This is a genomic window from Aliivibrio sp. 1S175 (assembly GCF_001690985.1).
Taxonomy (GTDB): Bacteria; Pseudomonadota; Gammaproteobacteria; order Enterobacterales; family Vibrionaceae; genus Aliivibrio.
In genome coordinates this window covers 83,817-109,594 of record NZ_MAJS01000024.1, presented here as the reverse complement: position 1 = coordinate 109,594, position 25,778 = coordinate 83,817, and the positions used below count along the sequence as shown (strand labels likewise).

Here is a 25,778-nt window from a genome sequence, read left to right as displayed (position 1 = left end):
CCTACTATGGTTGCTGCTTTGTTGGAGCAAGTGCAATCTCACGGATACATACGTTTTGAGGCTGTTGGTAAGCAAAAGATACAGCACGAGCAATATCATCAGCAGCTAGAACGCCACCCATGCTTTCTTTCCATTCACCGTAACCGTCTTTGATCTCTTGAGAAGTTGTATGAGTTAGAAGCTCAGTTTCAACGGCACCCGGTGCAATCGTAGTTACACGAACGTTTGATAAAGCCACTTCTTCACGAACGTTTTCAGAGATAGCGTGAACCGCGAATTTAGTACCACAATAAGCTGCATGGCTTGGGAACGTCTTCTTACCAGCAATAGAGCTGATGTTGATAATAGTACCCGTGTTACGCTCCATCATAGGTGCTAGAACCGCTTGCATGCCATTTAGAAGACCAATAACGTTTACATCAAACATGGTCTTCCACTCTTGTGCGTCTTGAGTGTCAATTTGGCCAAGAAGCATAGCGCCTGCGTTGTTGATTAGCGCATCAACAGGACCGAACTTAGCTTCACCTTGAGCGATTGCTGCATCAAAAGACGCTTTGTCTGTTACGTCTACTTTTACAGATAAAGAGTTTGGTAAGTTTAGAGCTTCAAGACGGTCAATACGACGAGCAAGAAGAAGCAGAGGATGACCTTCATCGCTTAAACGACGTGCGATAGCTTCACCAATACCAGAACTTGCACCTGTAATAACAACTAATTTTTTCATCTTCTATTTCCTCAATAAATTCAACAAGCAAACGAATTCAGAACCCTGTTTCGTTGCGATGGATGTATATTAATAAAAACCTTATTGTTGATATATAGCTATTTACTTGAAACTCTGTTGCTGTACTGCAACAATAAAGGGGTCTATTTACTGTGGTGGCTTTATGATTAACCAAATCAACCTTACTGATATTCGCTCTTTTGTTCTTATTGCTCGTTTAGGCAACTTTACTAAAGCAGCAGAAACACTTGATGTCTCTCGCTCTCATGTTTCTCGTCAAATAAGTAGTCTTGAAAAACAAATGGGCGTGACATTATTAATACGCACGACTCGGACTTTACGTTTAACAGAAGCAGGAAAGCATTTTTATTACCAGTGTGAGCAAGCCCTTCATACTATAGACCAAGCGTTGTTATCTGCTGTTGATGATGTAGAAAAAGTACAAGGAGAGATAAAAGTGAACTGCGTAGGCGGGCATTTAGGTGAGGTTGTTATTGCTGAAATCGTTAATACATTTATGCAGCAATACCCAGATGTTTCGATCAGCTTAGATTTTAGCAGTAATCGTGTCGATCTAATTGAAGAAGAATTTGATATAGCGTTTCGCATGGGTACTTTAGATGACTCCGGTTTTGTGGCTAAAAAACTATTAACGATAGATATGGGAACGTTAGCAAGTCCAGAGTATTTGGAAAGAAGAGGGCGACCTAGCCATCCTAAGGAATTAAATCAACATCATTGTTTAACAGGATCTGTGCGTAAGTGGCATTTTCAATCGACACAATCGCAAGATTATTATGATGTGACAGTGAAAGGGAATTTACAGTGTAAAAATGGACGAGTATTAGTTGCTGGTGCAATCGCAGGCAATGGAATTATTCGTGTACCTTTGATTTATTGCCAACAAGAATTGGATGATAATAAATTAGAGCAAGTGTTTGCTGAGTGGGTTATTCCAAGTGTCGATTTTTCAGCTATTTATCATCGAGATCGATATCAACCTAAACGAATAAGAACCTTCATTGATTTTGTTTATTGCTATTTATCTCACTAAAATATGACCTTACACCACGTTTATCGTGAAGTATTATTGTTACTATTATTGATAGTGTCTATTATTCAGAGTAATGGATTGTTAAATGTTTATTATCAGGGCTGATATAATGAATGTTCGATTAAAATTAGTTTTATTTCTCATCTTGCTATTCTCTATTTCCATTGTGGGCTCTATATTAACGTTAAAATTAGAGTCTTATGGTGATGAAAAACTAAGTTGGGTCATTCACACTCATAATGTGATAGCGAGTTCAGAAAAATTACTTAGTAGTATGAAAGATGCTGAGACTGGACAACGAGGCTATCTTTTAACGCAAGAAGTTATGTACTTAGAACCTTATTATACGGGTATATCTAGTGCTCTAAAGTATTTTCAAGACCTGAAAATGCAGACACAGGATAATATAGATCAGCAAAAGGCTCTTGAGCATATAGATAAATCAATAAAATTAAAATTGGATGAATTGGCTTTAACTGTTGAATTGGTTCAATACGATAATTTATCTCAAGCCTTAAGGGTTGTGAAAGAAAATAGAGGTAAAGATTATATGGATGATTTAAGATCCGATCTTACCCAATTTATTAATATAGAATTATTGTTACTTGAAAAGCGTAAAGGTGATTTTAAAGAGAATAGAACACAGCTTGTTACGTTAATTAAAATGCAAATGGTATTGCTAATCTTTTTAGCCATAGCCACCATTTTTTTTATGAAACGAAATTTATTTGATCCATTAAATCTTTTGCTTTCAAGTACTAAAAAAATGCAACAAGGTGAAAAATTAGATATTTCTGATGTTGTTGAAGATAATGAAATGGGAAATCTTCTTGCGGCTTTCTTTAAAATGAATGAGGTTGTACACGAAAAAGCAGAAGTATTAGCTTATAAAGCCCACCATGATGAACTTACAGGTTTGAAAAATCGGAGTATGGTGAATACTGAACTGCAATGTGCGCTTCATCATGGTGAAAAAACACAAACTAAAGTTGCCGTTTATTTCTTGGATTTGAATAAGTTTAAAGAAATAAATGATTCATTGGGGCATGATATTGGTGATCTGGTTTTAATTAAAACAGCCCAATTGCTGACAGAGACGATTCGTTCTAAAGACAAAGTATTTCGATTAGGTGGTGATGAGTTTTTGATTATTGGACAAGATATATCTCAGAGCTCAGGTATTAAAAAATTGACGTCAAAATTGTTAGAACAGTTCAAATTTCCAATACTTATTAATGAAAAATCAATGATGATATCTCCCTCTATTGGAGTCTCTATTTATCCTGATGATAGTCTGAGGGGAGAAGAATTGGTCAAATTTGCAGATATTGCCATGTATGAAGCGAAAAAAGAACAGGGCAATAACTGCTGTGAATTTGATGTATCAATGCTTAAAAGAGACAATGATTAGGCTTCTATTTTTTGCCATTTTTAAGGTGATAACGGTTTTTCCCTAATAATTTAGCGTGATACATCGCTTCATCTGCTTGTTGTAATGCGCTTTCTAAATCTCGTTTACTGTTTCTATCCCAATAATAAACCCCAATACTCGCGGACACTTTTGCCTCATTGTTTTTAATTATGATAGGTTGACTAATTTCTTCTAGAATATGTTGAGATATGGAATGAATATTATATTCTTGATTCGTTCTTTCATTAGGTAAATAAAGACCTAATAAAAACTCATCTCCTGATAAGCGAGCGACAAGATCATACTGGTATACGCAGTTGGTAAGTCGTTGAGCGATTATTTTTAATAATGCATCACCAGACTGATGTCCATAGGTGTCGTTTACCGCTTTAAAACCATCAAGATCGATAAACAGAATATAAGCTGACCTTCCTTTTTTATGTAGATCAAGAAGGTTATGATAAATGTTTTTCTTATTTGCTAGTCCTGTTAATGCGTCATGATTGGCTTCAAAACTGAGTCTTTTTAGCTCAAGTTCTTGAGTTTGGTCACTAATTGAAATAATGAATGATTCTACTTTATCATCACTGTTTTTAATGGTTGTGATTGTAATTAAACAAGGTAACCAGGCTCTGGTGTCTCTTAAATTATCGGATAATTCTAAGCTTGATACTTCAGTTTTAACGTTAAGAAAACCATGTTTCAGTAATTTCTTAAATACAGTAAATGAAAGCTCAATGGGTTCTCGTAAATACAGTTGATTTAGGTTGTCTATTTGCCCAAAAATTCGAATAAAAGCATTGTTTTTAGTTTCGATATTTAATTTTCGACTTAATACGATGGCAGAAATTGGATTCTGGTCAAAAATCATTTCAGCCATACGTTGGCGTTGCTCTGCAAGATAACGATTACTGATATCTTCAACATGTATTAATGAGTTTTTGTCTCCAGCGATAGGGTATGTTGATATCTGATACAGTTTGCCTGAAAGCTGATGACGAAGCACTATAGGATCCAAGCGTTGATGCTGCTTAATATGCTCTTGTAACGATAGTAATCGGCTCTTTGGTTCAAAGCTACTCAAAATTATATCAATGAACTGGATGTCTAGATCTACAACAATATTAATGTTTTCAACCGTAAGGGATGACAATAATTGATGAGCAGCTGGATTGTAATAAGTGATTTTTTTATTTGGAGATACCACTAATAAGCCTTGCTCTAGGGAATCAAGCACTTGGTTTATATAGTGGTTTTTATCTTCTAAATGTTGAAACGCTTGAGTTAGCAGATTGTCTCGATGGCTGAGATTATCTAACATTTCATTAAAACAGCGAGTTACCATACCTAGTTCATCTGAATGTAAAACAGAGAGGCGTTGATTTGTGACCCCTTTTTTAATGACGCTTTGCATTGAATGAAAGATAGATAATAACGGCATAGCAATCAGTCGATGTAATCTGTGAGCAAAGAATAAAGCTAAGCTAGATAACAACACGGTTATGAATAAAAAGACAGTAATGATCTGATTACGCTGTTGGAACATTTTATCTTTAGATGCCCATACCGTTAGGTTTCCAAGATGTTCATTTTCTAGGGTAATAGGCTGCGTGATAGCAAAAAAGATTGAATCATTACAGCTGATGTTTTGTTGAACCCATTGGCAATTCATTGGTAACTTATCAAGTGTGGCAAAAGATTCTTTATTTATATCTTCAACATAAGCAGCAATTATTTCTGGGTCAAAAGAAAGGGCATTCATTTGATCTAAAACCGTTATTTTGTCATTGAAGATTAATGCTCCAGATAAGTTACTGGCAATCCCTTGGGCTAAAATTGACGTACGGGTATACAAGTTAGCACTGTGTGTGACACCGACAAAATAAGCAACACTTGCACCTAAAATAATACTACTAAGTGTAAGCAGCGTCCAAATAGGATAAATCACTTTTTTTCGCAACGGTAGCGAACTAAACCAAAGATGGATCATAGTGATCCCTCATCGTTAGCTATGTTCGAGACGGACAGTAGTTGTGAACGTAAAGAGAGCCCGGTTGGAGCAATGTGTTTTAAACTGATCAAAGGCTTAATTCGATTATTTATTTTAATAAAAGCAATCATGCCTCCTGAATGAATGAAGGATTCTCCGTCGCCGACTAAAAGAGCGTGTGGCTGTGAAGTCTGAAACTGTTTAATCATGATTGGGTCTTGAGTTGAGAGATAAATAACGTGACAGCTATTTGGTTGAATGTCACTGATTGAAGAATAAGGAATGAATGTTGCTTGAGCTGGTTTTTTATTTATTAAGGCTCGTAATGTGTTGCTTATATCTGATGATGCTTCAGAGCAAAAATTGAATTTTTGATTACTAGGGGCAAACGCGCCCCAAGTTGTTAAGAAGGCAAACCGAAAGAGATAGACGGCTTTTAAATTATGGTCTTGAATATTTTGGGTATTTGCTTTGAGTGCAAAACTACTTATAGGTAAAGCCAATAAAAGGATCAGGCACACCATCATTTTATAGGGAAGTCTATAAAATGATGAAAGGGACGAACTTGCCTGTGCTTTTATTATTGGCATAGCTATATGAAATTCCAGCTCAATTCAGCATAATATTGAGTGCCGTTGGCAAAAGGGTTTAATTGTTCTGAGTATTCTTTTACTTGGTCGTTTCCTAGGTTTTCAGCACTGATTTTTACGCTTGGCCATGTTGGTTTGTGCTGCCAGTGAATTGACATATCAAGAGTAACTAACTCTGGCCATACAAGATAATCATCGCCATAATTTCGGTATGCGGCTACCAATTTTTCATCAGGCTTAGAGGCTGAAACGTAATTAACAACAGAAGAAACCCAAAGTGTTGGATGAATATCCCACATCATGTGCAGTGTTGCATAATGATTGGGTGTATTTTCTAGATCTAAAATAGGTAAGTCGTTTGAACCACAAATAGATCCAGAGCATTCGCCTTTAATCGTTTTATAACTATAGTTAGCATTAACGTGCAATACATTAATTGGCTGCCATTGCATACTCAATTCACCGCCCATCGTTTCTTGAGAAAGAGGGTCGATGAGTTGGACATACATATCATGAATGACAGTACCAATAGCTCCGTTTGAATGATCTTGGGAGATATAAACAAATCCCCCCATATTCTGATACGCCCTTACGTTATCGTGTTGACTGTAAAATAGGCTTGCACTGAACTGAAATTGGTTATGTTGCCAATAGCGATATCCAATCTCATAAGTATCAACGGATTCCATTTCTAGATCACGATTACCTAAGTATTTATAAGCTTGCAGATAATCAACAGGACCAATCGTGCCATTTACAGGTTTGTCATAAACATTCCCCGTTGCTGGGTCATAATAACCACATGAATTACAAGAGTAATTTTCTTGAAATTGTGTATCTAACTCTAAACGAGAAGGCGTTATTACCGCACGTCCCCAGCCCATCCAAAGGCGTTGATTATCGGTTAGTTTTTGTAATAATCGAGCTTGAGGTTGAGAGTAGACTTCTTCGGTTATATTGGCATATTGCCAACGGTTACCTAATGTCACCTCTGTGGATTCGGTAATATTAAACGTCCAGTTTGCGTATAACCCGTAGCTTTGGTTCAGAAATTCATGCTCTTCAATAGTGCGAACATAAGGAGATAGATATTGCTCTTGTTCAGTAAATTGAGCGTATTCTTCATCAATAATACGAGCATTTGCACCGAGAGTTAAAATTCCCCAATCTTGAGTGTTAAATGTGTAGCGGCTGTCTAAATCTATACGAGTAAAACTTGCAGGTTCATTGGTGCTGTCTGAATCACTGTAGGTTACCCAAGCTTGGTTCTCCCATTGATCGCCATCTGACTTTTCATGAAGATATTGAATACCAGCGAAGAGCTCTTGTGAGTTCATTTCTGTTAGAAACGCATCATAATCACTTTGATGTGATGCAGGATTCAAAAATGCAGGTGTGTAGGTTAACCATTGGTATTCTTCGCGTGAGCGAATGCCACCAAATTGAATAGAAACGGTATTTTGAAGATTCTGATAATCGGCACGTAAACCAAATCGTTCGGTTTGTACTTCTAAGTTACGTAAGTCTTTTAGGTGAGCGTCTTCATCAGTAAAAGGAGAATGTTCTAGTAGCTCTATATAGCCTGATAGGTGTGTGTTTGTGTTAATTTGAGCGCTGTGATGTGCTTTATATTCACGATAATCATAATTACCCACAGAGGCGCTAAGTTGAGCTTTTGGCGCACTTTCTGCATCTTTGGTGATGATATTTATGACACCATTAACCGCATTACCACCCCATATCGTGCCTACAGGACCTAATACCACTTCTATGCGGTCAATATTATCTAAACTAACAGGTAAAGTATCCCAATTGACACCAGAATAAAGAGGGTTAACGACACTTCTTCCATCGATCATGACAAGTAGAGTGTTGTTTTCTCCTTGGTTTTTACTTCGAGCTGAAATAGTCCAATCATAGTCAGAAAATTTAGTTACATGCAGGCCTGGAGCAAGCACTAATACATCGGCAATGGAGCGAGCACTAGATCGTTCAATTTCTTTGGATGTGATTACATGTACAGCGGCAGGAACGTCAGACAAGCTTAATGATGTTTTCGTTGCGGTAACGACTTTAGTATCAACAAGAGAATCTAATGGCATATTAAGTAATGCATCTAGATCATTAAGTCCATCATCTATATTTGCGATAACAGGAAAAGACATAAGGGCAGACAAAGCATAAAAAAGTTGAGTTCGAGATAGTATCTGCATGACGTTCAATCAACACCAAATATAATTTAATTATAAGGTATAAAGTAAATACCCATTTTGTATATTTTGAGTTAAATCTTACATTTAAGATATCATTATGAAGTTAATTTTCGTGTAACTTCAAAATATTACGAATTAAATTTCATTACACCAATGAGATTTTAGAAAATAATACGACTAAAAGAAACGGTGAGTTGGTGTGATTGAGAAATATTAAAGGGGCATTTGAAACATTGTATTAAATGTTGAGTGTGTAGATCATAAAAAAGCCGATACACGTTATAACGTATCGGCTTTTTTAAGAACATTAAGCTGTTTGTAATTGCATTCTTTGTATTGGTTTATCATTAATAGGTAAATGAATTAATGCCGCACAGAAAGCTAGAACAACCGTAGACCACCAGATTGGTTCGTATGAGCCATAGTAATCATAAATACGACCGCCAGCCCAAGCGCCTAAAAAGCTGCCAACCTGATGAGTAAAGAAGACTAAACCATACAGAGTTGATAAGTAACGAGCCCCGAATATTTGTCTCACTAAGCCAGAGGTTAATGGCACTGTACCCAACCAACAGAAACCAATCGCACCACCAAAGATCGCCGCCGTATGCTCGGTGACAGGCAAAGTGACGAACGCGCCAATAACGATAGTACGTACAAAATACAGTGCTGACATTACGTGTCGCTTGCTGTACTTATCACCCATCACACCCCAGAAGTATGAACCAAAGATATTAAAAATACCCACATAAGCCAATGCCATTGCGGCACTTGAAGCCGGCAGATCTTTATCGGCTAAGTAACTAGGTAGATGCGTAGCAATAAACATCACATGGAAGCCACACACAAAGAACCCTGCGTGGATTAACCAGTAACTTTTGTTAGCAAATGCTTCTTTTAGCGCCTCAGTTAATGTTTGTGTATTTTCTTCTTCTGTTTGTTTTTTTGATGGCTTTGCTGTTTTCATAAACAGAGCAAAGGTAATAATAAGTGAGCATAGCATTGCAAAGACTTGCAGCGCGAATTGCCAATTAAAGTCATGCATTAAAACTTGAGCCCCTGGAATGACAGCAAACATACCAAAAGAGCCGGCAGCCGTCGTTAAACCAAAAGCTTTAGCGGCATGTTCAGCAGGAACGACTTTAGCGACAGCGCCTAGAATAATCACATAACTGGTTGCACTTAAACCGAAACCAACCAAAGCGCCAAGAGATAAATACAACATACTTGGTTCTGTTGCGACAGAAGTAAGAACAAGCCCTAACGCATAAGAAACGGCACCAAGCATAATAATGCGCTTAGATCCCCACTTGTCTGATGCCATGCCAACAAAGGGTTGAAAAACACCAAATAATAGATTTTGTAGCGCTACAGCAAAGCTAAAAAATTCACGACCTGTTTGGAAATGGTCTGAAATTGGCATCATAAAAATACCGAATGATTGTCTGATCCCTAGACTGATAATTAAAATCCCGATCCCAAGCCATACTAGTGGTGGAAAGCGAAAAATACTCATAATGTGCTCTTAATGGTGATGATGAGAATGATGGTGGCTTTCGTCTTGCCCTGTTTGCTGATGACACCCACTGTTTACGGCTTGTTGAGCTAATAAGTTCAACAAAGCAGGTGAGTTATGAACGGCAATAAGGGATAAAACTAATAACACACTCATTCTGACCAATTGAGCGAAAATGGATTGTGAAAACATGCAGCGCTCTTAGGGTTAAAAATAAGAGCGCGCATAGTAGAGAAAGGCAGTATATGAAGCAAATGACTATTTGTAAGGGTAACTATGAATTTTATGCATATATTATTTATTAAGGAGGCCGTTTATTTTCGTTAATCGAGAATTTCACCAACAACGACATCTTCCACTTTACTATTTAAGAATAAATTACGTTTAATAATAGGTTCAACGGCAGCTAATGAAGCAGACACGCCAGGCCAGCTGTCAGTGTGTGCGGCTAATTCAATATAAGCCACGTTATCTCTTATTCTAAAGTGTGTAACTCTGGCTGAGTTTTTATAATTAGAGACAAAAATATCTTTAGCACTTTGTTCTGCAAGGTTTTTAAAGGATATTTTAGGAATGCATTCACTTATAAATTGAACCGAATTTAATGGACTCTCCCCGCCTTCTTGTGAAAACCGAGCCATAGAATTACGATAGTCTAAAATGTTTTTAGGTAGAGAAAAAATAAATTCATTCTTCTTGCACTCAGAACTTTTTAGTTCAATCTCTTGCTCAAATTGGCAACCACTAAAGAGAAGTAATAGTGGCATGAGAGATAATAATTTTTTCATGGATTGAACTCGAGTAATTTATTTCTATTAATAAAATAAGTTTATAGGATTGAGTGTCTAAAAAGTGCCTTTATTTTAATAAAATGAGTAAAAAACAAAGTAGAGATCATTTTACCTTGATTTGTAGTCCATAGTATTAAATTGGCTTTAATCTTAAAATTAAAGGCCGTAATACGAAAGAGATAATTTAAAAGGAAAAAAGATGAAGTTTATTTGGTTAAAAATAGTGATTACGATATTAGTTTTTGCAATGTTGTTTGGTGTCGTTTTCTATCAAGTACAGAGTGGCGTGGTATAGCGATTGTGGTTTTCATTCGATGACTAGAAATAGAATGCGGTTTCGAAAACAATGGGTCGCCTTCTGATTTATTAGTCAAGCTATTCCATCGTGAAGGAGTCAATGTTTATAAAAATAATAGGTTTGATCTCTATTAAATGAAAAAAGATAGGCTAAGTAATTACCTTATTGAGCTATTTTTATCTAAGCTAATAAATAGGATATAAAGAACCTAAAGTAAGAAAGGGATGCAATATGAAAGGAATTATATTTTCAGAGTTTTTAGAATTAGTTGAAGATACGTTTGGTTTAGAAATTTGTCAGGAAATGCTGGATCAAAATAACGATGAAGGGGCTTACACCTCTGTAGGGACCTATGATCATAAAGATTTAGTGAAACTCATTATTTCATTAAGTAAATTAACCGGCATCAGTATTGAAGATTTGCAGGAAGTATATGGAAAGTCTGTTTTTCTTACATTGTTTAATAGTATGCCGGGTTTAAAGGGCAAGTCGTCTTCAACGTTTGAATTTATTAAGCAAGTAGAAAACTATATTCACATTGAAGTGAAAAAATTATACATAGATGCAAATCCGCCGCAATTTACTTTTATTTCAAGCACTGAATCTGAAATGGTAATGGATTATATTTCAGCACGTTGTTTTTCCCATGTGTGTTTTGGCTTAATACAGGGGTGTGCAGATCATTTTAATGAGAAGATTGATATCCAAATGACACCAATTCAAGACGATGGTTCTCAAGTACGTTTTACCCTAAAAAAACAGTAAGGTGTATTAAGGGATAATTATGGATAATGAGAAGATGCTTGAGTTGTTGAATCGTAAAATTCAACGAGAAAAAGCGGCGCGTAAAGCTGCTGAAGCATTGTTGGAGAAAAAAAGTCATGAACTTTATATAGCGAAACAACTGGTAGAAGAAACGTTATTGATCGTAAAAGAACAAGCGGAAAAAGACGTCGAATTACTCCAATTTAAAGGGTATTTAGACGCGATCTTGTTGGATTATAATCAAGCATTTTTACAAGATGAACCATCAAGTATTTTATTGCAACGACTGCTAGATGATTTGGCAAGTATCGACAGTATTGCCTCATTATGCTTAACCGTGGCACCTGAATTAAATGTTCATGGGCATATTCAATCGGTGTTAGTTGCTGGAGATTATGTTGAGAGTGAAGATCAAATTCATTCTAATTCAGAGTTCAATTGGAGCCGAAATGGGGCTCATATAATTGTGTATTTACATCATGAAGATGAGCGATGTGGCTCATTACAATTTACTTTTAATCAAGCACCAAATAAAACATGGCATCAAACTATTGAAAAACAATGTCGTTTATTTTCTGAAATGTTAAGTGCCGCGTTTGTTCGTCAACATTTGCTTGAAAAAACGATAAAAGAGAAACAAAGAGCAGAGAATTCAGAGCAATCTACCCGTGATTTTGTAGCAATGATAAACCATGAACTAAGGACACCTCTTAATGGTCTACTGGGGTCTGCAGAGTTAATGGAAGACAGTGATATCACCAGTTATCAGCAAACGCTGTTAACAACGATTCATCAATCTGGCGAAATGCTAAGGGTCATTATTAATGACCTACTTGATTTTAGTAAAATGAATGCGGGAATGCTTCAGTTAACGAGCATCCAATTTGAACCTGCGATATTAATTCAGACCATTAAACATATTTTTGCTCATCAAATAGAAGAAAAAAGATTGAGTTTTGTTATCGAGATAGAAAATACACTACCCGCTGAATTGTGGGGAGATGTTGACCGAATTCAACAGATATTAGTAAACTTGATTGGTAACGCGATTAAATTTACGAGAGAAGGAGAGGTCATTTTTTCTATTTCTTGGCATGAGAATGCACTACGTTTTATTGTGTCAGACAGTGGGTGTGGGATCCCTCTTGAAAAACAAGCGACGCTATTTGACCCATTTACTCAGGTTGATAATTCAAGCCAACGACAGTTTGAAGGCACCGGCTTGGGGCTTTCTATTTGTAAATCACTGGTTGATAAAATGGAAGGCGAGTTAACGTTAAAAAGTGAGTTAGGTAAAGGCGCAGTATTTACAGCTACTATTCCACTAATCGTTGCTTCTAAGAAAAAATTGGAATCGAAAGAATGCGCTGATTGTACTCATTCAATTGATGGGCTTTCAGTTTTAGCTGTCGAAGACATTAAGATGAACCAAGTTATCTTGAATATGATGTTAACAAAAGTAAATATACAACCAGATTTTGCGAATGATGGTCAAGAAGCTTTGGTATTTTTAGAGCTGAAAGACGTTGATATTATTTTAATGGATTGTCGAATGCCGATAATGGATGGTTTTGAAACAACAAGAAGGTTGAGAGAGCAAGGGTACAATAAACCGATAATAGCCTTGACTGCAGGAACAACCTCAACCGAGGTAGATAGCTGTGTGAATGCAGGAATGGATGATATTTTGCATAAGCCATATAAAGCGAAAGATTTAGAAAAAATGCTAATGAAATGGAGTTGTTCTTCTTTTTCTGGGAACGATAAGGTATAAAAAAGCCCAGCTCTCATTATGAGTACTGGGCTTTGTCTTTTAAATTAAGCGCTATGCATTAGATAATGCAATTTCTTCTGCTTTTTTGCTGCTTTCAAGCATTTTACGAATAACAATTGAAGCGGCAAATGCAACGCCAACCATGACTACCGCTAAGATAGTAAGCAGTTGGAAGTAGTTGCCGTAAACGGTTTGTACAAATTCCTGCGTAATCACTTGGCCTTTCTCTTGGGCGATAGACGTTGAGAATACCGCACCCACAATACCACTTAGTGCGATAGCAACAGAGAATAAGCTTACAGAGAAGTTTTCAATATGCTTTGGTGCAACAGACAAGATGAATGCAACCACTAAGCTACCCACAATAACTTCAGCAAAGGCTTGGAAGAAGTGGATAAGTAGGAATACTTCAGGACGAATAATCGCATCTTCACCAACACCCATCACAGCCATGGTTAAAATACCAAATGCAATTGCCGTTAGAATGAAAGAAAAACCAATTTTTGTTGCCGTTGAAAGGTGAATCTCACGCTTTGCAAGTGCAGAGAAAATCATCGCAATTACAGGTCCAGCCACAATACACCATAGCGGATTCATTGCCATAGATGCTTCAGGAGCAATTGGAATTAAATTAAATAAATCGCCACGCATGGTATTAATACTAACCATGGTCATTGATGTCATCATCTGGCCATAATAAACAAAGAAAGCGGTTGTTAATGCCGTCATGATTAAAATGGTACCCATCTTCAAGGCATCTGCCTTTTCAGATTTAATCATTAAGTAAATAAAGTAACCAATAGCGGCAAGACCAATGGCATAAACGATGTTCTGTCCGATATCCATGTTGGAAAACATGAAGAACACAAGAGCAATCATTGCTGCTGAGGTGATTAAAAAAGCAATCCAGTTTTTTGTACTTACCGGCGTTTGATCAATCTCTGCTCCAACTGTTAATAGAGATTTACGGAAAATAACCAAGGTGGCCAATGCAAAGAAGGCTAAAATAGAAGATAACAGGAAGCTTCCGTGGAACCCAATAACAAGAACGAACATTGGGAATAAGTATTGGCCCAATAGAGCGCCAACGTTGTTAACCGAGTAGTTTACTGGGTAGCAGTTCTCAAAGTGCTCTTGAGTATCAAATGTGCGTTTGTAAAGGCTAGGGTAAGATGGCGACATTAAACCACGAGCGTAACTTGCTAACGCGATACCACATAGCGCCATAGGTACATTCGTAGTGTACGAGCCAAGAACTAACAAAGCATAACCCGTAGAGAAGCCAAGGTAACTGATGGTTAATGAACGATAAGCCCCTAAAAACTTATCCGCAATAAAACCGCCAGCAATCGCAAATAAAGGCCCGATTGATGAGAAAGCACCAACCACCATCATGGTGTCAGCCTCGCTATAATTTAGCTCTTCAAGGAAAAAGCGAGTTAAAATGACCATTACGCCATAGAATGATAAACCAAACATCATTTGGCAAAACATCATGGATTTATTTAGTTTGTTCCACATAAGGATTCTCTTTTAGATAATTACTCTTTGTATTTTACCATCAAAAGAATGTAACAAAGTACGTTATTCTTAAAGTACCATTGTGGAAATAGTGTAATGAAGGGTATTTTTTAGTGTTTTGTTTTATTAAATGCGAATGATTTTTTAGATTCTGTTTCTTCTGATGAGTAAGTAATCAATAATTAAATAGAAAATAGATGAATCATTCAAATTTTTAATTCTTTGAGCTATCTCATCTATTTTCCAAATACGAGAACGTAATCGTTAACGTTGAGTGATCAAGAACTCTAGTGCGCCCGTAATTGCTGCAACTTGAGCATCATTACATTCTTGAACGGTTACTTTATCACTGTCAGGGTAGACTTCCGTTGTCGAAACAAAATCCGCATTGGTTAGCCCTGCGCACAGTCCTAATTTCTTTGTTGGGTAGTTTATTACGCCTTCCTGCTCGACATCTGAACCAATAATTTGGTTGTTTTCATCAGGCGGTGCAATGTGAGTTACTGTACGCACTGAATCAATAATTGCTTTTTGAAATTCAGGAGCGGGTTTATCGGTATCACCCACGGTGTAAAACCCATCAGGAATATAACCTTCGATGTATTCTAATCCGTCACGCGCCGCTAATGCTGGGCGAAATTCGGTTTCATCGCTGTCAGTCGTTTCATGTAGATCGATATGAGCAAATACAGGCGTTTCTAATGAAGCGACTAATGCCATTAAACCTGCGGATTCTTCTGTTGGAGTGTCAGCGTAGAATGAACGGTTAGGATCCGTAGCTGTAGGATTCCAACGATTAATTACTTCATAACCCCAAGGACTGACACAAGGCGCAACAACAATATTAAACCACTGACTGTAATGCTCTGCTTTAGAGTCTATAAACTGCAAGGCACCGTGAACGCCTGATGTTTCATACCCATGAACACCACCACTGATTAATAAGGTAGGTTTAGCATTATCCCATTGGCGAGTTTTAATGCATAACAATGGAAAGCGATCTTCATCATACGATAATGCACCATATTGAGATACGTCAAAGCGATCAGCAAGAGCATGAATTTTAGTGACGACGTCTTCCTGATAAGATCGTTTTACTATCATTGTTGCTAACCAAATTGCTTTATCTTCTTCATTCCAAACTTGGCCTTGTCTACCAATTGGGTAGGTATAATTGTTTTTCATATCATTCCTTTATTATTATGCAGTTTTCATGTTTCTGAGCAAGCAGGACATAGTAACACTAATTTAGTTGTTCACGGTTCCATATAATACGATCACTGCCTCGATAGATACCAAAACGAATGATGGCTTTTATAGAATCTTCAAAAGAGTCATTTTGATCAACGTCTTGCTTTAACCAAGGTAATTCAAATAAAGACAGCGTTGGAATGACTTTTCCTTGGTTGCCATTACCCGGAGCACTGAATGTCATGCTCGTTAAACCATTATTTACATTTGTGTCAGTCAAACTTGCTGATGTCGTCCCTTTTCCTACTGGCAATGCCGCAGGATCATTCCCAACATCAAAGGTGAAATAATTCGGTTTTAGAACAGTGCAACTGTAGTTATTCTTTTCAAAACGTCCGCCAATGTATGATTCTGTTGTGATTTTTGATTCTAAAGACGACAGCTCTGAACCATAAGTATTCGCCATTGTAATTCGTCCCCATTCTTGTCTATGCTCAGGGGTTGCTGGGAAGTCATAATTAAGGCAAGCACCCGACGAATTTACTTTATAGCAGATTTGATCATCGTCTTTTAGGTCATCGGCCGTTAGTTTTAGTGTAATTGCATCATTGGTAGGTGCGTGAGGAGCAAAGGGCTTTTTATAGCGCAACTCAGCACCTTGTAGTTGAACTTGGCTTTTATTTTTAATTTTTACCACGTTGCCAGCGGTAGCAAACCCACTACGATGACCAAGAATAGATAGGCTGTCAGTATCTATCACGTCAATATCAGAAGGTGTGGCAGCATAAGTTCTAAAATTCCAACCGTTTCGGTATTTCCACCAGTCGCCAATGTTGTAATTTTGAAGTTGCCCGCCAGTTTGAGAAAGAGGTGTTACTTCAAGCGTTGGAAGACGATTAAATTCAAAAGTTTGCCCCATGTAAGTATAAGAGCCACAGGCATCGGTAATACTTGGTTGTTCTGCTGACATTGAGAAATAAGCGGGCGTAAAACGACCAATACTCCCCGTTGATGCCGATTGAATTTGATAAGCGGTACTGCCAAGATAATTAGCCGGTGGTGTTACTGATATATCAAACACACCCACTTCACTAATGCTTTGTGTAATACGATTGGTCCCATCTTGTGATGCAACATGATCGTATTCATTGGCTAATAGATTACCCAAATTACCGCCTGATGATGCAATCGGAGCGATTAATTGATGATCAAGTAACAGCATGTTTTGTGCATAGTTAGGCGTTGTTGGGTTGTTTGCAATATAGGTATCACTATCGCTGACCCATGCGTGCGCCCTTACGTATAAATTAAATTCTTCTCCTGCATGCGCGAATATGGTGCAAGTTGGATCTTCTGAAGGGCAGTGACTGTTGGTCGTTGAATTGCGGCTATCGGCGACTAAAGCACTCAATCCAAGAGGGAAGCTTACAAATTGATCGCTGCCTCTAATTATTTGTCGCTGAGGTAGAGTGTGTTTTACGTTTAATTGTAATTGACCTGCATCAGAGTAATTCAGAGGGAGTTTCGCTTCGTTATTTACAAAATTCAAAGAAACGGACGTTGCTGACGATTCGTTCTTACCGATGGCTTTCCACGTTTGATTACTCCCAATAGAAATGTCTGGTGAGCCAATGATATTTGCCGAGTTTGGGTTGATATAATCGGACCAGACTTGAATGTTTTTAGAACCGTTAAAGGTGTTACCACATCCTTTAATCGTCGCATACACAGGTTTACTTGCTAGCTTATCAGGAACAATAACGGTTAAACCTTCAGGCTTGAAAGCCAGAGAACAGTTATTTTTACTTAATGATTGGCCATTAATACTACACAGAGTATCACTGAATGGTTTGGTAGTAGGTTCAGAACTCACAACTCCCAAGGTTACGTTACCTTGGGTCGGTTTTCCGATAGATAAATTAGCAACGCCATTACGCATGGTAATGCGATTACCATTTAACCAGTAACCATCACCACCTAGATTCGAGGTGTTTAAAGTAACATCAACATCATCAGTAAATAAAGTCGAGCAAGATTCATCAGCACAAGCTCGTAAAGTCACATCAGATACATCACAAGTAGAGCCTTCACCTGAATGATCAAATTCAAAATGGTCAATTTGCTCTCCAATGGGTTTTGAGTACAAAGCACACACTTTGAAGTTGTCGATTTCATGAGTGTTATACAGTTGCCCTGTGGAGCCGGTTAGCGACATGATGAAATTTTCAGGAACCGCTGCTTGATTGTATTGAGGAGCAAGTACGTTGATAGGGCCGATAATTGTGCCAAAACGAGGGCTATCGCCTTTCCATTGGACACTGCGTTCAACTGTGACATTTGCAGTATTCCTGTTTCTTGAATCGATAGTAATACGGTAGCGATGTGTTTTGCTATTTCCGTTATTATTATCAATGTCAGGGGTTACTTTATTACCACTAATATAATTATAACCAGCGAAACTTTGCCCCGAACCTCTTAATACAACAGATTGATCAGTTGAATTTGAATTACGGTTTACTGAGCCGCCTTCTTTAGAGTAGTTACCATATTCATCAAGACCAATACCAAGCCAACCACCAGTAAAACCGGGTTTTACTGCCTCATGGTTGTTTTTGAATCCATAACCTAAAGGCCCACCAAAAGCGCCGGCTTGAGGGGTTATATTTGCATCAGAAAATACAATAGCAAGGCCATCAGCACCATTACCGCCATACGCCATATAATCAAATTCAACTTCAATCTTGTTACCAAGAGCAGGGTAGAGATATTGATAAGATGATGCAGTAGATTGCGCCCTTTGCGCCTGTGTTAGTTGTAAGCGGCCATTAATAATTCTAGGGATAAAGTTACCACTACTCGCACTCGTCACCCAATTACTGTCGAGATTTCCATTATTGAAATCGTCTTCATAACAGGTAGGCAACACAACATCAGGACATGGATGGCGTTGTTCATATAATTGGTTTATTTGACTGTCTGATAAGGCTTGGTCAAACACATTAACTTCATCAATCAAGCCATCAAAGGTACGAGATAAATCATAGTCATTAGCTACTTGTACCGGTTGAGTATTTTCTTTTAGGTGTCGTAATGGTTGCACGTCTTCAACAATCGATTTTACTTCTTGTCCATTAATAAAAATGGATGCTTTATTTCTATTATGTGCGTTATAGCGAATCGCAATATGAGACCAGCGATTTTCAGGAATGCTTTGCGAAGTAGTCAGGTTCATTGGGTAATTGGTGTTTTTTAGTTCCCAATACCAATTGATTTGGCCACGAGAATTTAAATGAAATTCATAGTTACCATTTTTAGATACAATAGTATAAAGCCTACCATTATGAGGATAAGAGCGAGGGTTTACCCATGCACTCACTGTAATCTCATCTTCGTTCGATAATTTACTGTTATGAGGCACTTCAATGTATTGCGCTTGAGCATGATTAAAGTTGCCGTAACCACAAGTCCCCATATTGGCTAAATCGATTGGTAGAGCAGGGTTGTCTTTTTGTGGGGCAGGATTATTTATAGCGGTACCGTTATAGCCGTTGCCAGAGCTGTCTTTAACTTCGCCAATAGTACCATCCCATGAATTCTCATCTAAACGTAAAGATAAAGCGGCTGACGGAAATGATATTGATGCTCTATCTTCAATATAAGCATTACTATTTAGTCGTAAGTGTTTACTCAATGTTCGACCGATGATATGGCTAGTATCATCTAAAATAATGTTATTGAATGCGTATACATCACCTTCGATCAACGCATTAGATTCAATATGAATATTGCTATATGAATAAAGAGCAAAGCTGCTATCGTTATTCTGTTTTATGGAAGAATCATTGTAAATACCTAGATTATTTTTTAAAAATAACCGAACGTTACCTTCAATATTAATTTGAGACATAGAGTTTATGGATAAATTTTCAATCCAATAATCACCGGAATGGAATGTCAACGTTCCACCATTTAGTGATAAATTCTTGATTCGTTGTTCGGGATTATTAAACACAAATGAACACTGAGAATCATTTGAAGTGATTTTTTTGTATGAGGAGCCATCAAAGATATATAACCCACCGCTATTACATGTATAGGATGCTTTTGAAGTTGACTTCTTAAAGTTAGGTAGAGGAATATCTGAACTACTGCTTCCTGTTATTGGACATTCTTCATATTCTCCATTTGCATCCTCACAGCCATCATTTGGATAACCATTACTATTATTCGAATAGAACTCTAATTTTGCACCATTTGTTCCTTTGATCTTTGTATTATTATACATGGTTAATTTAGATGATTTTTTTGAATGCCCTTGAGCGACCCCTGGAAAGTAAGTGTCACGATCGATATTTTGAAAAGCGTGTGCAGTTAAAGAGAATGCACACATACTAAGAAAAACCGATAAGATCCCGAATTTAGAAGACAAATTAATTTGCATCGCGAATACCTACTTCAATAATACGCTGTAAGGTGGTGGAGCCAAATTTACATTGAGCGGTACTGACCAACTGGTGGACGACTATCCCAGAATCTAACTTGCCATTAGTCGAGCAGGTAACGCTAGCACTGCACTGAGACAAGCCATCGCCTTCAAAGCTATAGGTAACTGCTGTGTTTTTTGGAACGAAACAGCTGCCTTCACCTGACATATAAAAAGCACTAATATCAAGTTGGATTCCTGATTGCGCAGCCATGTTGGTACGAGTTCCCATGATTTCGGTGACCGCATGAGTGTTCACTTTTTGTTGGTTTTTCATCATCATTAAGGCAAGAAAAGCCACAACAACAAGAATAAATACAGTAAGAATTAAGGCTGAACCTTGTGAGTTTTTAGGGCGTGTTGAAGATAAGAACATCATGATCTAATCTCACCTCTTCATTATTATCGCTAAAAATAAATTGCAATTTAACCAAACCATTACGAACCAAAGAAGGGTGTTCAACGTTGAATGACGCATCTTTGATGTTGTCTGCCATAAGTTGACGTTTTCCGGAGGATAAGCCTGATGGAGATAATTCGGGTCTAGATAATGGGTAATCTGAATATCGGAATAATTGGGAGCCTTCTATGCAATACCCGAGAGGTTTTCTGTACATATATAAACGGTGTGCGGGTGAATTCTCTTCAAAACTTGTCGGTTGAGTTAACGTTATATCCACCATTTCTGCCTCATTACCAGCCGTAAAATCAATATCTTGTGCCGCTTGAGCTATTCGTCCAAGGCCACTTGTTGGAAGGGGAGATAATAACTCTGTTGCGGAGGTTGGCATGACAACCAATCTGTCTCCTAATTTGATCCCGCGTTCTGGTAATACGCGCACAATATTGGATTTTTCAGGAGTAATTGCTAAGGTTTCATAGACTGCGGTATTGACGGTGGGCAACCATTCGATACAAGTCTCTGTTGAGTTGACTTGTACGCTATTTGGAACCGCATCACGGATCTCTTTGTGCATACGCTCAGTAACAAATCGACCTTGAAGAATGAGTTCTTCTCTGTCTGTCGTACCAGTATAAATTGTCATACTGTGTTGGATAATGGCACTTAACGAAAGACCAATTACCGCCAGTAATACAATTGAAATGATCATCTCAATTAATGTAAATCCACGATTGGGTAAGCGCATTAGAAATTTCCTCTGATCACAGAGAAGACATAATGCTGACCACTGGGATCAATTATATTAACGACAATACGTTTGCTGTTACCAGCAATAGCATCAGGAACGCCGTCTACTTTGTTATTCACATTAGCGTCATAGAAAACACGGATTGAAATAGAAAAATTGGGGTAAATTTGGGCTAAATCATCACCTAATACACTTTGAATACTGCCGGATAATCCATCAAAGTCATCAACATCATTAAATAAAGTGCGATCAGGGACGCCATTGATGATCTCGTCGGGATCTGGTCCTAAGCAGCTTTTACCTAAGCTATCGTCACATTGAGGTATACCATTAATGACTTTTGTTTTAGCGAGGGAGCACATCTTGCCTGATTGGCTGTTGCACTCAGGAATCCCACCATTAGGGCCACTGTTTTCATCGTATTTACGTCCAATAATTTCATCCATAACCGCAGCGCCTAATTCAGTCGCTTTAGTTGAATGGATCAGTTGAGCGCTATCTTGAGTGCGTGGAAATAACAATACAGTCAATGTCATTAAGGCAAAGCTAATGAGAATAATCGATAGCACAATAGAGATTAAACTAAAGCCTGTTTGTTGATTAGCACGCATGAATATAGCCTTCTGTTTCAATGCATATTGTTTGTGTCGATGATCCGTAAATAATTATTTCACAGCGAGTGTTAGTGCACTGAGTCACTCTTCCGATTGAATCAAAATCTAATGCATAAGGTATTATTGGTGTGATTAGATTTGAGTTTACCTTTAATGCAAAAACAGCATTATATTTTGCTAGCGAAGCAACGTAAGTGTCATCTTGGTTTTCAAGATATTCATTACTCTTTTGTGTGTTAGGGAATACAGACGAACAATTCTCTGGTGTTTCATCTAAGCCGACCTGCTGCGCCCTGTGCTCGTTAATTAACCAGCGGTTACAAAAGCCATTTCTATTCATCGCTCGAATTTGCGTTAAACGTAAAGAATGCAGTAATTCTGTTTTTAATGTTTGCGTTGATACGCTACTAATTCCGGAGAAGTAGCTATTCGCACTGAGAGACACTATTGAGATTAAAACGATAACCGCAATAAGCTCAATTAAAGTAAATCCAGAGGTATGATTTCTAGTCATTTTTTTTCGTTACAAAATGTAAATTTCAGGGGAATCGGTAAGTGTACGGATAAAAATTATTAAGAGAAGTAAAATAAGCATAAATTTGGTGAGTACTTTCTTATTTTTATGTATATCCAATGTGAAGTACTTCCATGTTCATTGCATTTATTTGCGAGTAGGTTCAAATATTTTTGATAATGCTTTATTACTCACTTTTCGGTAACAGTCAATAAGTATTTTTTATAATCTCTATGGGATCTCGTTTTTTCTGCTTTGGTAGCTAAGGTTTTTTGGCGATTTAAAGGGTAATTAGTAAAAAAGGTGCCCCAATAAATAGGTCACCTTTTTCATTTTTTGAACAAGATAGAGATAAACTATTCTACCTGTTCACGCTTCCATATAATACGGTCGCTTCCTCTGTAGATACCAAAGTGAATAATGGTTTTAAGGGAATCTTCAAAAGAATCACTTTGATCAGCATCTTGTTGTAGCCAAGGTAAGCCTAATAGAAAGAGAGTAGCGATGATTTCACCTTGGTTGCCGTTACCTGGTGGACTAAATTTTAGACGTATTATCCCATCATTCATGCTTGAATTACTTAAATTTGCTGTGGTATAGCCATCGCCAACAGGTAAGTTTTTAGGATCTGTTCCTACGTTAAAAGTGAAATCTGATAACTTCAAGGTTGTACAATTGTCATGGTTCTTTTCAAAACGACCTGCAATGTAAGATTCGGTTATGATGGTTGATTCTAATGGCGCTAACTCTGAACCATGAGTATCGGCCATCGTAATTCTTCCCCATTCTTGGCGATGTTCAGGAGTGGCAGGAAAATCATAAGGTAAGCACTCACTTTCAGGACTAGACTTATAGCAAACACCATCTGAATCTTTTAAATCATCAGCCATTAACGCCAACGTGACGACATCTTGAGTCGCGGAATGAGGCGTGAATGGTTTGTTATAGCGTAATTCTGCATCTTGCAATTGAACCCCATTGCTATTGGGCAGTCTTACCACGTTACCCGCTTCAGCAAATCCTTCACGGCGTTTAGTAATGTAGTTACGGTCTGTATCTACAACGTCTAGTTTTGATGGTAATGCAGTATAAGAGCGTAATGCCCATTCATTTTCATAGCGCCACCATTTACCAACATTATAGTTTTGAATCGGCTGGCCTGTGTATGATAATGGCGCTAGATTTAATGTTGGCTCATCATCAAATTTAAAGGTTTGCCCCATGTAAGTATAAGTATGACATGCATTGGTTATGGTTGGTTGTTCTGCGGACACTGAAAAATAAGCAGGCGTAAAGCGGCCAATACTGCCCGTTGATGCGGACTTAATTGTGTAAGCCGTGCTACCAAGATAGCTGCTTGGTGGAGTGACTAAGAATTTAAACACTCCCACTTCACTGATACTTTGTTGAATAGCATTTAAGCTGTTTTTTGCTGAGGTATGATTATATGTATTAGCGAGCAGTCCTCCGGATTTACCTCCTAACACTGCTGAAGGAGCGATAAGTTCGTGAGTTAATTTTAAACCTTGCTGCGTGTAATTTGGTGTGGTTCGGCCAATTGAGGCGTTATTATCACTCCATGCATGAGCCCTGACATTAAGCGCAAATAACTCGTCTGCTTGAGCAAACACTGCGCAATTTATATCCTCTGAAGAACACGTTTTATGAGGCGTAGAACTGTTCTGTTTGGAAACGTAAGCCGTTAATCTAGCAGGGAAGCTGACGAACTCATCGTCACCTTTGATAATGTGCTGTGGCGTTAATGAATGACTCGCGTTTAGTTGTAGTTTCCCTGCATCAGGATAATTTAGTTGAAAAGTCGCTTCATTATTTTCAAAGTTTAATCGTAGTGTGGTTGCCGATAACTTTGTTGTTCCAATGTTTTTCCATGATTTATTCCCCTCCGTCGCCGAAATTCTTGGTGCCCCGATGAGCTTCAGCGCATTAGGCTCAATATAGTCAGACCATACTTGAATCTCTTTAGTGCCATTAAAGTTATTACCACACCCCTTAATTGTTGCAGTGACGGACTTGTTAGCTAATTTGTCTGGAACATCAATAGTAAATCCTCCAGCATTAAAGTGGATATCACAGTTGCTATTTTTACCGTCTTTAGTTTTACATAATAAAGGATTGTCAGCGTGTGGTAATGCACTCTCTATCCCTAACGTCACATTGCCTTGTGTTGGTTTACCTATCGATAAATTGATGTAGCCATTTTTTATTTTGATCTTATTACTTGGCTTCCAATAGCCGTCATTAGTTATATTTAAAGACATACTGACGTCATCAGTAAACAACGCAGAACACTCCGCGTTAGCACAAGCTTTTAATGTGACAGCAGAGGTGCTGCATGTTGAACTTTGTTTTGCGTGTAAAAACTCAAAATGGTCTATTTTTTTTTCAATTAAACTAAGGGGTTCAATATAACTCTCACCGGTGATATGAAGGCTTTTACTTGAAACTCGACCAGAAATATAACTGAGCTCATTTTCATTTTTGCTGCTACTTAAAGCGATTTTTTCTTTTGCATAGATATCGCCTTCAATAAATGAATGGTCAAAAACCTTTACACTCGAATAGCTAATAATCGTAAGTGATGAATTTTCTGCTTTTATAATTTTAGCCTTACCACTTAAACTGAGCTCTTGATTAACAAATAAACGAACATCGCCTACTATTTCTAAGGTCGGTTGATTTCCTGTTATTAATAGGTATTGGATCCAATAGTCTCCTGACGTTAATGTCACTTTGGCGCTATCGATGATTTCTAAATAAGAGAAACGGGCCTCTTTTGATGGAGTTTTAATTGTTGCATGGCAAGTGCCTTGGATCTCTATTGAGGTGAACTTATCTTTTTCGTTTAACGTTAATGCGCCAGAGTTACATTCCGTGTATTTGGCTGTACCAGGTTTCTTAAAAGGAGGTAAAGGAAGTGCGGGTACATTTTGTTTAGTAATTTCACATGTTTTATAACCACCAAGCCCATTATCGCAGCTATTTTTAGGTAATCCTTCCCCTTTATTGCTAGAACAAAAATCTAAAGGAATGCCTTTTGTGTTATAAATTTTTGTATTTGAAGACATCATTAACTGGTTTCTTTCACAGTGACCTAAAGATTGAGAATGGCCCTGTGCACTGTTAGGAAAATAAATACTTTTATCTATGTCCTGAAAGG

General features: G+C 37.7%; 19 protein-coding genes. 4 read left to right on the top strand and 15 right to left on the bottom strand.

What is annotated here, in order from left to right; translation table 11 throughout:
- Nucleotides 1-4: 4 nt before the first annotated feature.
- A complete protein-coding gene (locus A6E06_RS10145; RefSeq protein ID WP_065592359.1) occupies nucleotides 5-724 on the bottom strand; it encodes an SDR family oxidoreductase in 720 nt (239 codons plus the stop codon).
- 163 nt (nucleotides 725-887) lie between these two features.
- Here A6E06_RS10145 and A6E06_RS10140 point away from each other — a divergent pair, with 163 nt between their 5' ends.
- Together A6E06_RS10140 and A6E06_RS10135 are read left to right on the top strand one after the other, a co-directional pair.
- A complete protein-coding gene (locus A6E06_RS10140) occupies nucleotides 888-1,778 on the top strand; it encodes a LysR family transcriptional regulator (protein ID WP_065592360.1) in 891 nt (296 codons plus the stop codon).
- A gap of 85 nt (nucleotides 1,779-1,863) precedes the next feature.
- A complete protein-coding gene (locus A6E06_RS10135; RefSeq protein ID WP_255310622.1) occupies nucleotides 1,864-3,189 on the top strand; it encodes a diguanylate cyclase domain-containing protein in 1,326 nt (441 codons plus the stop codon).
- A gap of 4 nt (nucleotides 3,190-3,193) precedes the next feature.
- Here the strand turns inward: A6E06_RS10135 and A6E06_RS10130 are convergent, their stop codons facing one another.
- From A6E06_RS10130 to A6E06_RS10105, 6 genes are all read right to left on the bottom strand, one after another.
- A complete protein-coding gene (locus tag A6E06_RS10130; RefSeq protein WP_065592361.1) occupies nucleotides 3,194-5,179 on the bottom strand; it encodes a diguanylate cyclase domain-containing protein in 1,986 nt (661 codons plus the stop codon).
- Nucleotides 5,176-5,706: a YfiR family protein gene (locus A6E06_RS10125; protein ID WP_255312073.1), complete on the bottom strand. Its 531-nt coding sequence runs from the start codon at nucleotides 5,704-5,706 to the stop codon at nucleotides 5,176-5,178. The genes A6E06_RS10130 and A6E06_RS10125 overlap by 4 nt, the downstream gene beginning before the upstream one ends.
- A 65-nt stretch (nucleotides 5,707-5,771) precedes the next feature.
- On the bottom strand, nucleotides 5,772-7,982 hold the full coding sequence (locus A6E06_RS10120) for a TonB-dependent siderophore receptor (protein WP_065592363.1): 2,211 nt from the start codon (nucleotides 7,980-7,982) through the stop codon (nucleotides 5,772-5,774).
- A gap of 307 nt (nucleotides 7,983-8,289) precedes the next feature.
- Complete coding sequence (locus tag A6E06_RS10115) at nucleotides 8,290-9,498, bottom strand: MFS transporter (protein WP_065592364.1); 1,209 nt, start codon at nucleotides 9,496-9,498, stop codon at nucleotides 8,290-8,292.
- A gap of 9 nt (nucleotides 9,499-9,507) precedes the next feature.
- Nucleotides 9,508-9,690 carry a hypothetical protein gene (locus A6E06_RS10110; protein WP_065592365.1) on the bottom strand — a complete coding sequence of 61 codons (183 nt, stop codon included), beginning with the start codon at nucleotides 9,688-9,690 and terminating at the stop codon, nucleotides 9,508-9,510.
- A gap of 131 nt (nucleotides 9,691-9,821) precedes the next feature.
- Nucleotides 9,822-10,286, bottom strand: a complete 465-nt coding sequence (locus A6E06_RS10105; RefSeq protein ID WP_065592366.1) for a hypothetical protein — start codon at nucleotides 10,284-10,286, stop codon at nucleotides 9,822-9,824.
- A 532-nt stretch (nucleotides 10,287-10,818) separates the two neighbouring features.
- Between A6E06_RS10105 and A6E06_RS10100 the strand changes: the two genes are divergently transcribed.
- Nucleotides 10,819-11,352, top strand: a complete 534-nt coding sequence (locus A6E06_RS10100) for a heme NO-binding domain-containing protein (RefSeq protein ID WP_065592367.1) — start codon at nucleotides 10,819-10,821, stop codon at nucleotides 11,350-11,352.
- A 19-nt stretch (nucleotides 11,353-11,371) separates the two neighbouring features.
- A complete protein-coding gene (locus A6E06_RS10095; RefSeq protein ID WP_065592368.1) occupies nucleotides 11,372-13,126 on the top strand; it encodes an ATP-binding protein in 1,755 nt (584 codons plus the stop codon).
- 51 nt (nucleotides 13,127-13,177) lie between these two features.
- On the opposite strand, the gene A6E06_RS10090 is transcribed toward A6E06_RS10095, so the two are convergent.
- From A6E06_RS10090 to A6E06_RS10055, 8 genes are all read right to left on the bottom strand, one after another.
- Nucleotides 13,178-14,647, bottom strand: coding sequence for a peptide MFS transporter (locus tag A6E06_RS10090; protein ID WP_065592369.1), 1,470 nt, complete (start codon nucleotides 14,645-14,647; stop codon nucleotides 13,178-13,180).
- 264 nt (nucleotides 14,648-14,911) lie between these two features.
- Nucleotides 14,912-15,832, bottom strand: a complete 921-nt coding sequence (locus A6E06_RS10085; RefSeq protein WP_065592370.1) for a M14 family metallocarboxypeptidase — start codon at nucleotides 15,830-15,832, stop codon at nucleotides 14,912-14,914.
- Between the two features lie 58 nt (nucleotides 15,833-15,890).
- Nucleotides 15,891-20,279, bottom strand: coding sequence for a DUF6701 domain-containing protein (locus A6E06_RS10080; protein WP_065592371.1), 4,389 nt, complete (start codon nucleotides 20,277-20,279; stop codon nucleotides 15,891-15,893).
- Entirely contained in the window at nucleotides 20,269-20,700 is a 432-nt protein-coding gene (locus tag A6E06_RS10075) for an MSHA biogenesis protein MshP (RefSeq protein ID WP_065592372.1), read from the bottom strand. The genes A6E06_RS10080 and A6E06_RS10075 overlap by 11 nt, the downstream gene beginning before the upstream one ends.
- A complete protein-coding gene (locus A6E06_RS10070) occupies nucleotides 20,672-21,469 on the bottom strand; it encodes a PilW family protein (protein ID WP_065592373.1) in 798 nt (265 codons plus the stop codon). Before A6E06_RS10070 ends, A6E06_RS10075 begins: the two co-directional genes overlap by 29 nt.
- The gene (locus A6E06_RS10065; RefSeq protein ID WP_065592374.1) at nucleotides 21,469-22,083 is read right to left on the bottom strand and encodes an MSHA biogenesis protein MshD; all 615 of its coding nucleotides are present in this window, start codon (nucleotides 22,081-22,083) and stop codon (nucleotides 21,469-21,471) included. The genes A6E06_RS10070 and A6E06_RS10065 overlap by 1 nt, the downstream gene beginning before the upstream one ends.
- Nucleotides 22,073-22,600, bottom strand: coding sequence for a Tfp pilus assembly protein FimT/FimU (locus A6E06_RS10060; protein ID WP_065592375.1), 528 nt, complete (start codon nucleotides 22,598-22,600; stop codon nucleotides 22,073-22,075). The genes A6E06_RS10065 and A6E06_RS10060 overlap by 11 nt, the downstream gene beginning before the upstream one ends.
- Nucleotides 22,601-22,956: 356 nt before the next feature.
- Nucleotides 22,957-25,689 carry a DUF6701 domain-containing protein gene (locus tag A6E06_RS10055; RefSeq protein WP_255312072.1) on the bottom strand — a complete coding sequence of 911 codons (2,733 nt, stop codon included), beginning with the start codon at nucleotides 25,687-25,689 and terminating at the stop codon, nucleotides 22,957-22,959.
- Between the last annotated feature and the right edge of the window lie 89 nt (nucleotides 25,690-25,778).

Excerpts from the sequence above, each read along its gene's own strand:
- A6E06_RS10145 (WP_065592359.1), bottom strand. The coding sequence starts at position 724 with ATGAAAAAATTAGTTGTTATTACAGGTGCAAGTTCTGGTATTGGTGAA.
- A6E06_RS10140 (WP_065592360.1), top strand. The coding sequence starts at position 888 with ATGATTAACCAAATCAACCTTACTGATATTCGCTCTTTTGTTCTTATT.
- A6E06_RS10135 (WP_255310622.1), top strand. The coding sequence starts at position 1,864 with ATGTTTATTATCAGGGCTGATATAATGAATGTTCGATTAAAATTAGTT.
- A6E06_RS10130 (WP_065592361.1), bottom strand. The coding sequence starts at position 5,179 with ATGATCCATCTTTGGTTTAGTTCGCTACCGTTGCGAAAAAAAGTGATT.
- A6E06_RS10125 (WP_255312073.1), bottom strand. The coding sequence starts at position 5,706 with ATGATGGTGTGCCTGATCCTTTTATTGGCTTTACCTATAAGTAGTTTT.
- A6E06_RS10120 (WP_065592363.1), bottom strand. The coding sequence starts at position 7,982 with ATGCAGATACTATCTCGAACTCAACTTTTTTATGCTTTGTCTGCCCTT.
- A6E06_RS10115 (WP_065592364.1), bottom strand. The coding sequence starts at position 9,498 with ATGAGTATTTTTCGCTTTCCACCACTAGTATGGCTTGGGATCGGGATT.
- A6E06_RS10110 (WP_065592365.1), bottom strand. The coding sequence starts at position 9,690 with ATGTTTTCACAATCCATTTTCGCTCAATTGGTCAGAATGAGTGTGTTA.
- A6E06_RS10105 (WP_065592366.1), bottom strand. The coding sequence starts at position 10,286 with ATGAAAAAATTATTATCTCTCATGCCACTATTACTTCTCTTTAGTGGT.
- A6E06_RS10100 (WP_065592367.1), top strand. The coding sequence starts at position 10,819 with ATGAAAGGAATTATATTTTCAGAGTTTTTAGAATTAGTTGAAGATACG.
- A6E06_RS10095 (WP_065592368.1), top strand. The coding sequence starts at position 11,372 with ATGGATAATGAGAAGATGCTTGAGTTGTTGAATCGTAAAATTCAACGA.
- A6E06_RS10090 (WP_065592369.1), bottom strand. The coding sequence starts at position 14,647 with ATGTGGAACAAACTAAATAAATCCATGATGTTTTGCCAAATGATGTTT.
- A6E06_RS10085 (WP_065592370.1), bottom strand. The coding sequence starts at position 15,832 with ATGAAAAACAATTATACCTACCCAATTGGTAGACAAGGCCAAGTTTGG.
- A6E06_RS10080 (WP_065592371.1), bottom strand. The coding sequence starts at position 20,279 with ATGCAAATTAATTTGTCTTCTAAATTCGGGATCTTATCGGTTTTTCTT.
- A6E06_RS10075 (WP_065592372.1), bottom strand. The coding sequence starts at position 20,700 with ATGATGTTCTTATCTTCAACACGCCCTAAAAACTCACAAGGTTCAGCC.
- A6E06_RS10070 (WP_065592373.1), bottom strand. The coding sequence starts at position 21,469 with ATGCGCTTACCCAATCGTGGATTTACATTAATTGAGATGATCATTTCA.
- A6E06_RS10065 (WP_065592374.1), bottom strand. The coding sequence starts at position 22,083 with ATGCGTGCTAATCAACAAACAGGCTTTAGTTTAATCTCTATTGTGCTA.
- A6E06_RS10060 (WP_065592375.1), bottom strand. The coding sequence starts at position 22,600 with ATGACTAGAAATCATACCTCTGGATTTACTTTAATTGAGCTTATTGCG.
- A6E06_RS10055 (WP_255312072.1), bottom strand. The coding sequence starts at position 25,689 with ATGATGTCTTCAAATACAAAAATTTATAACACAAAAGGCATTCCTTTA.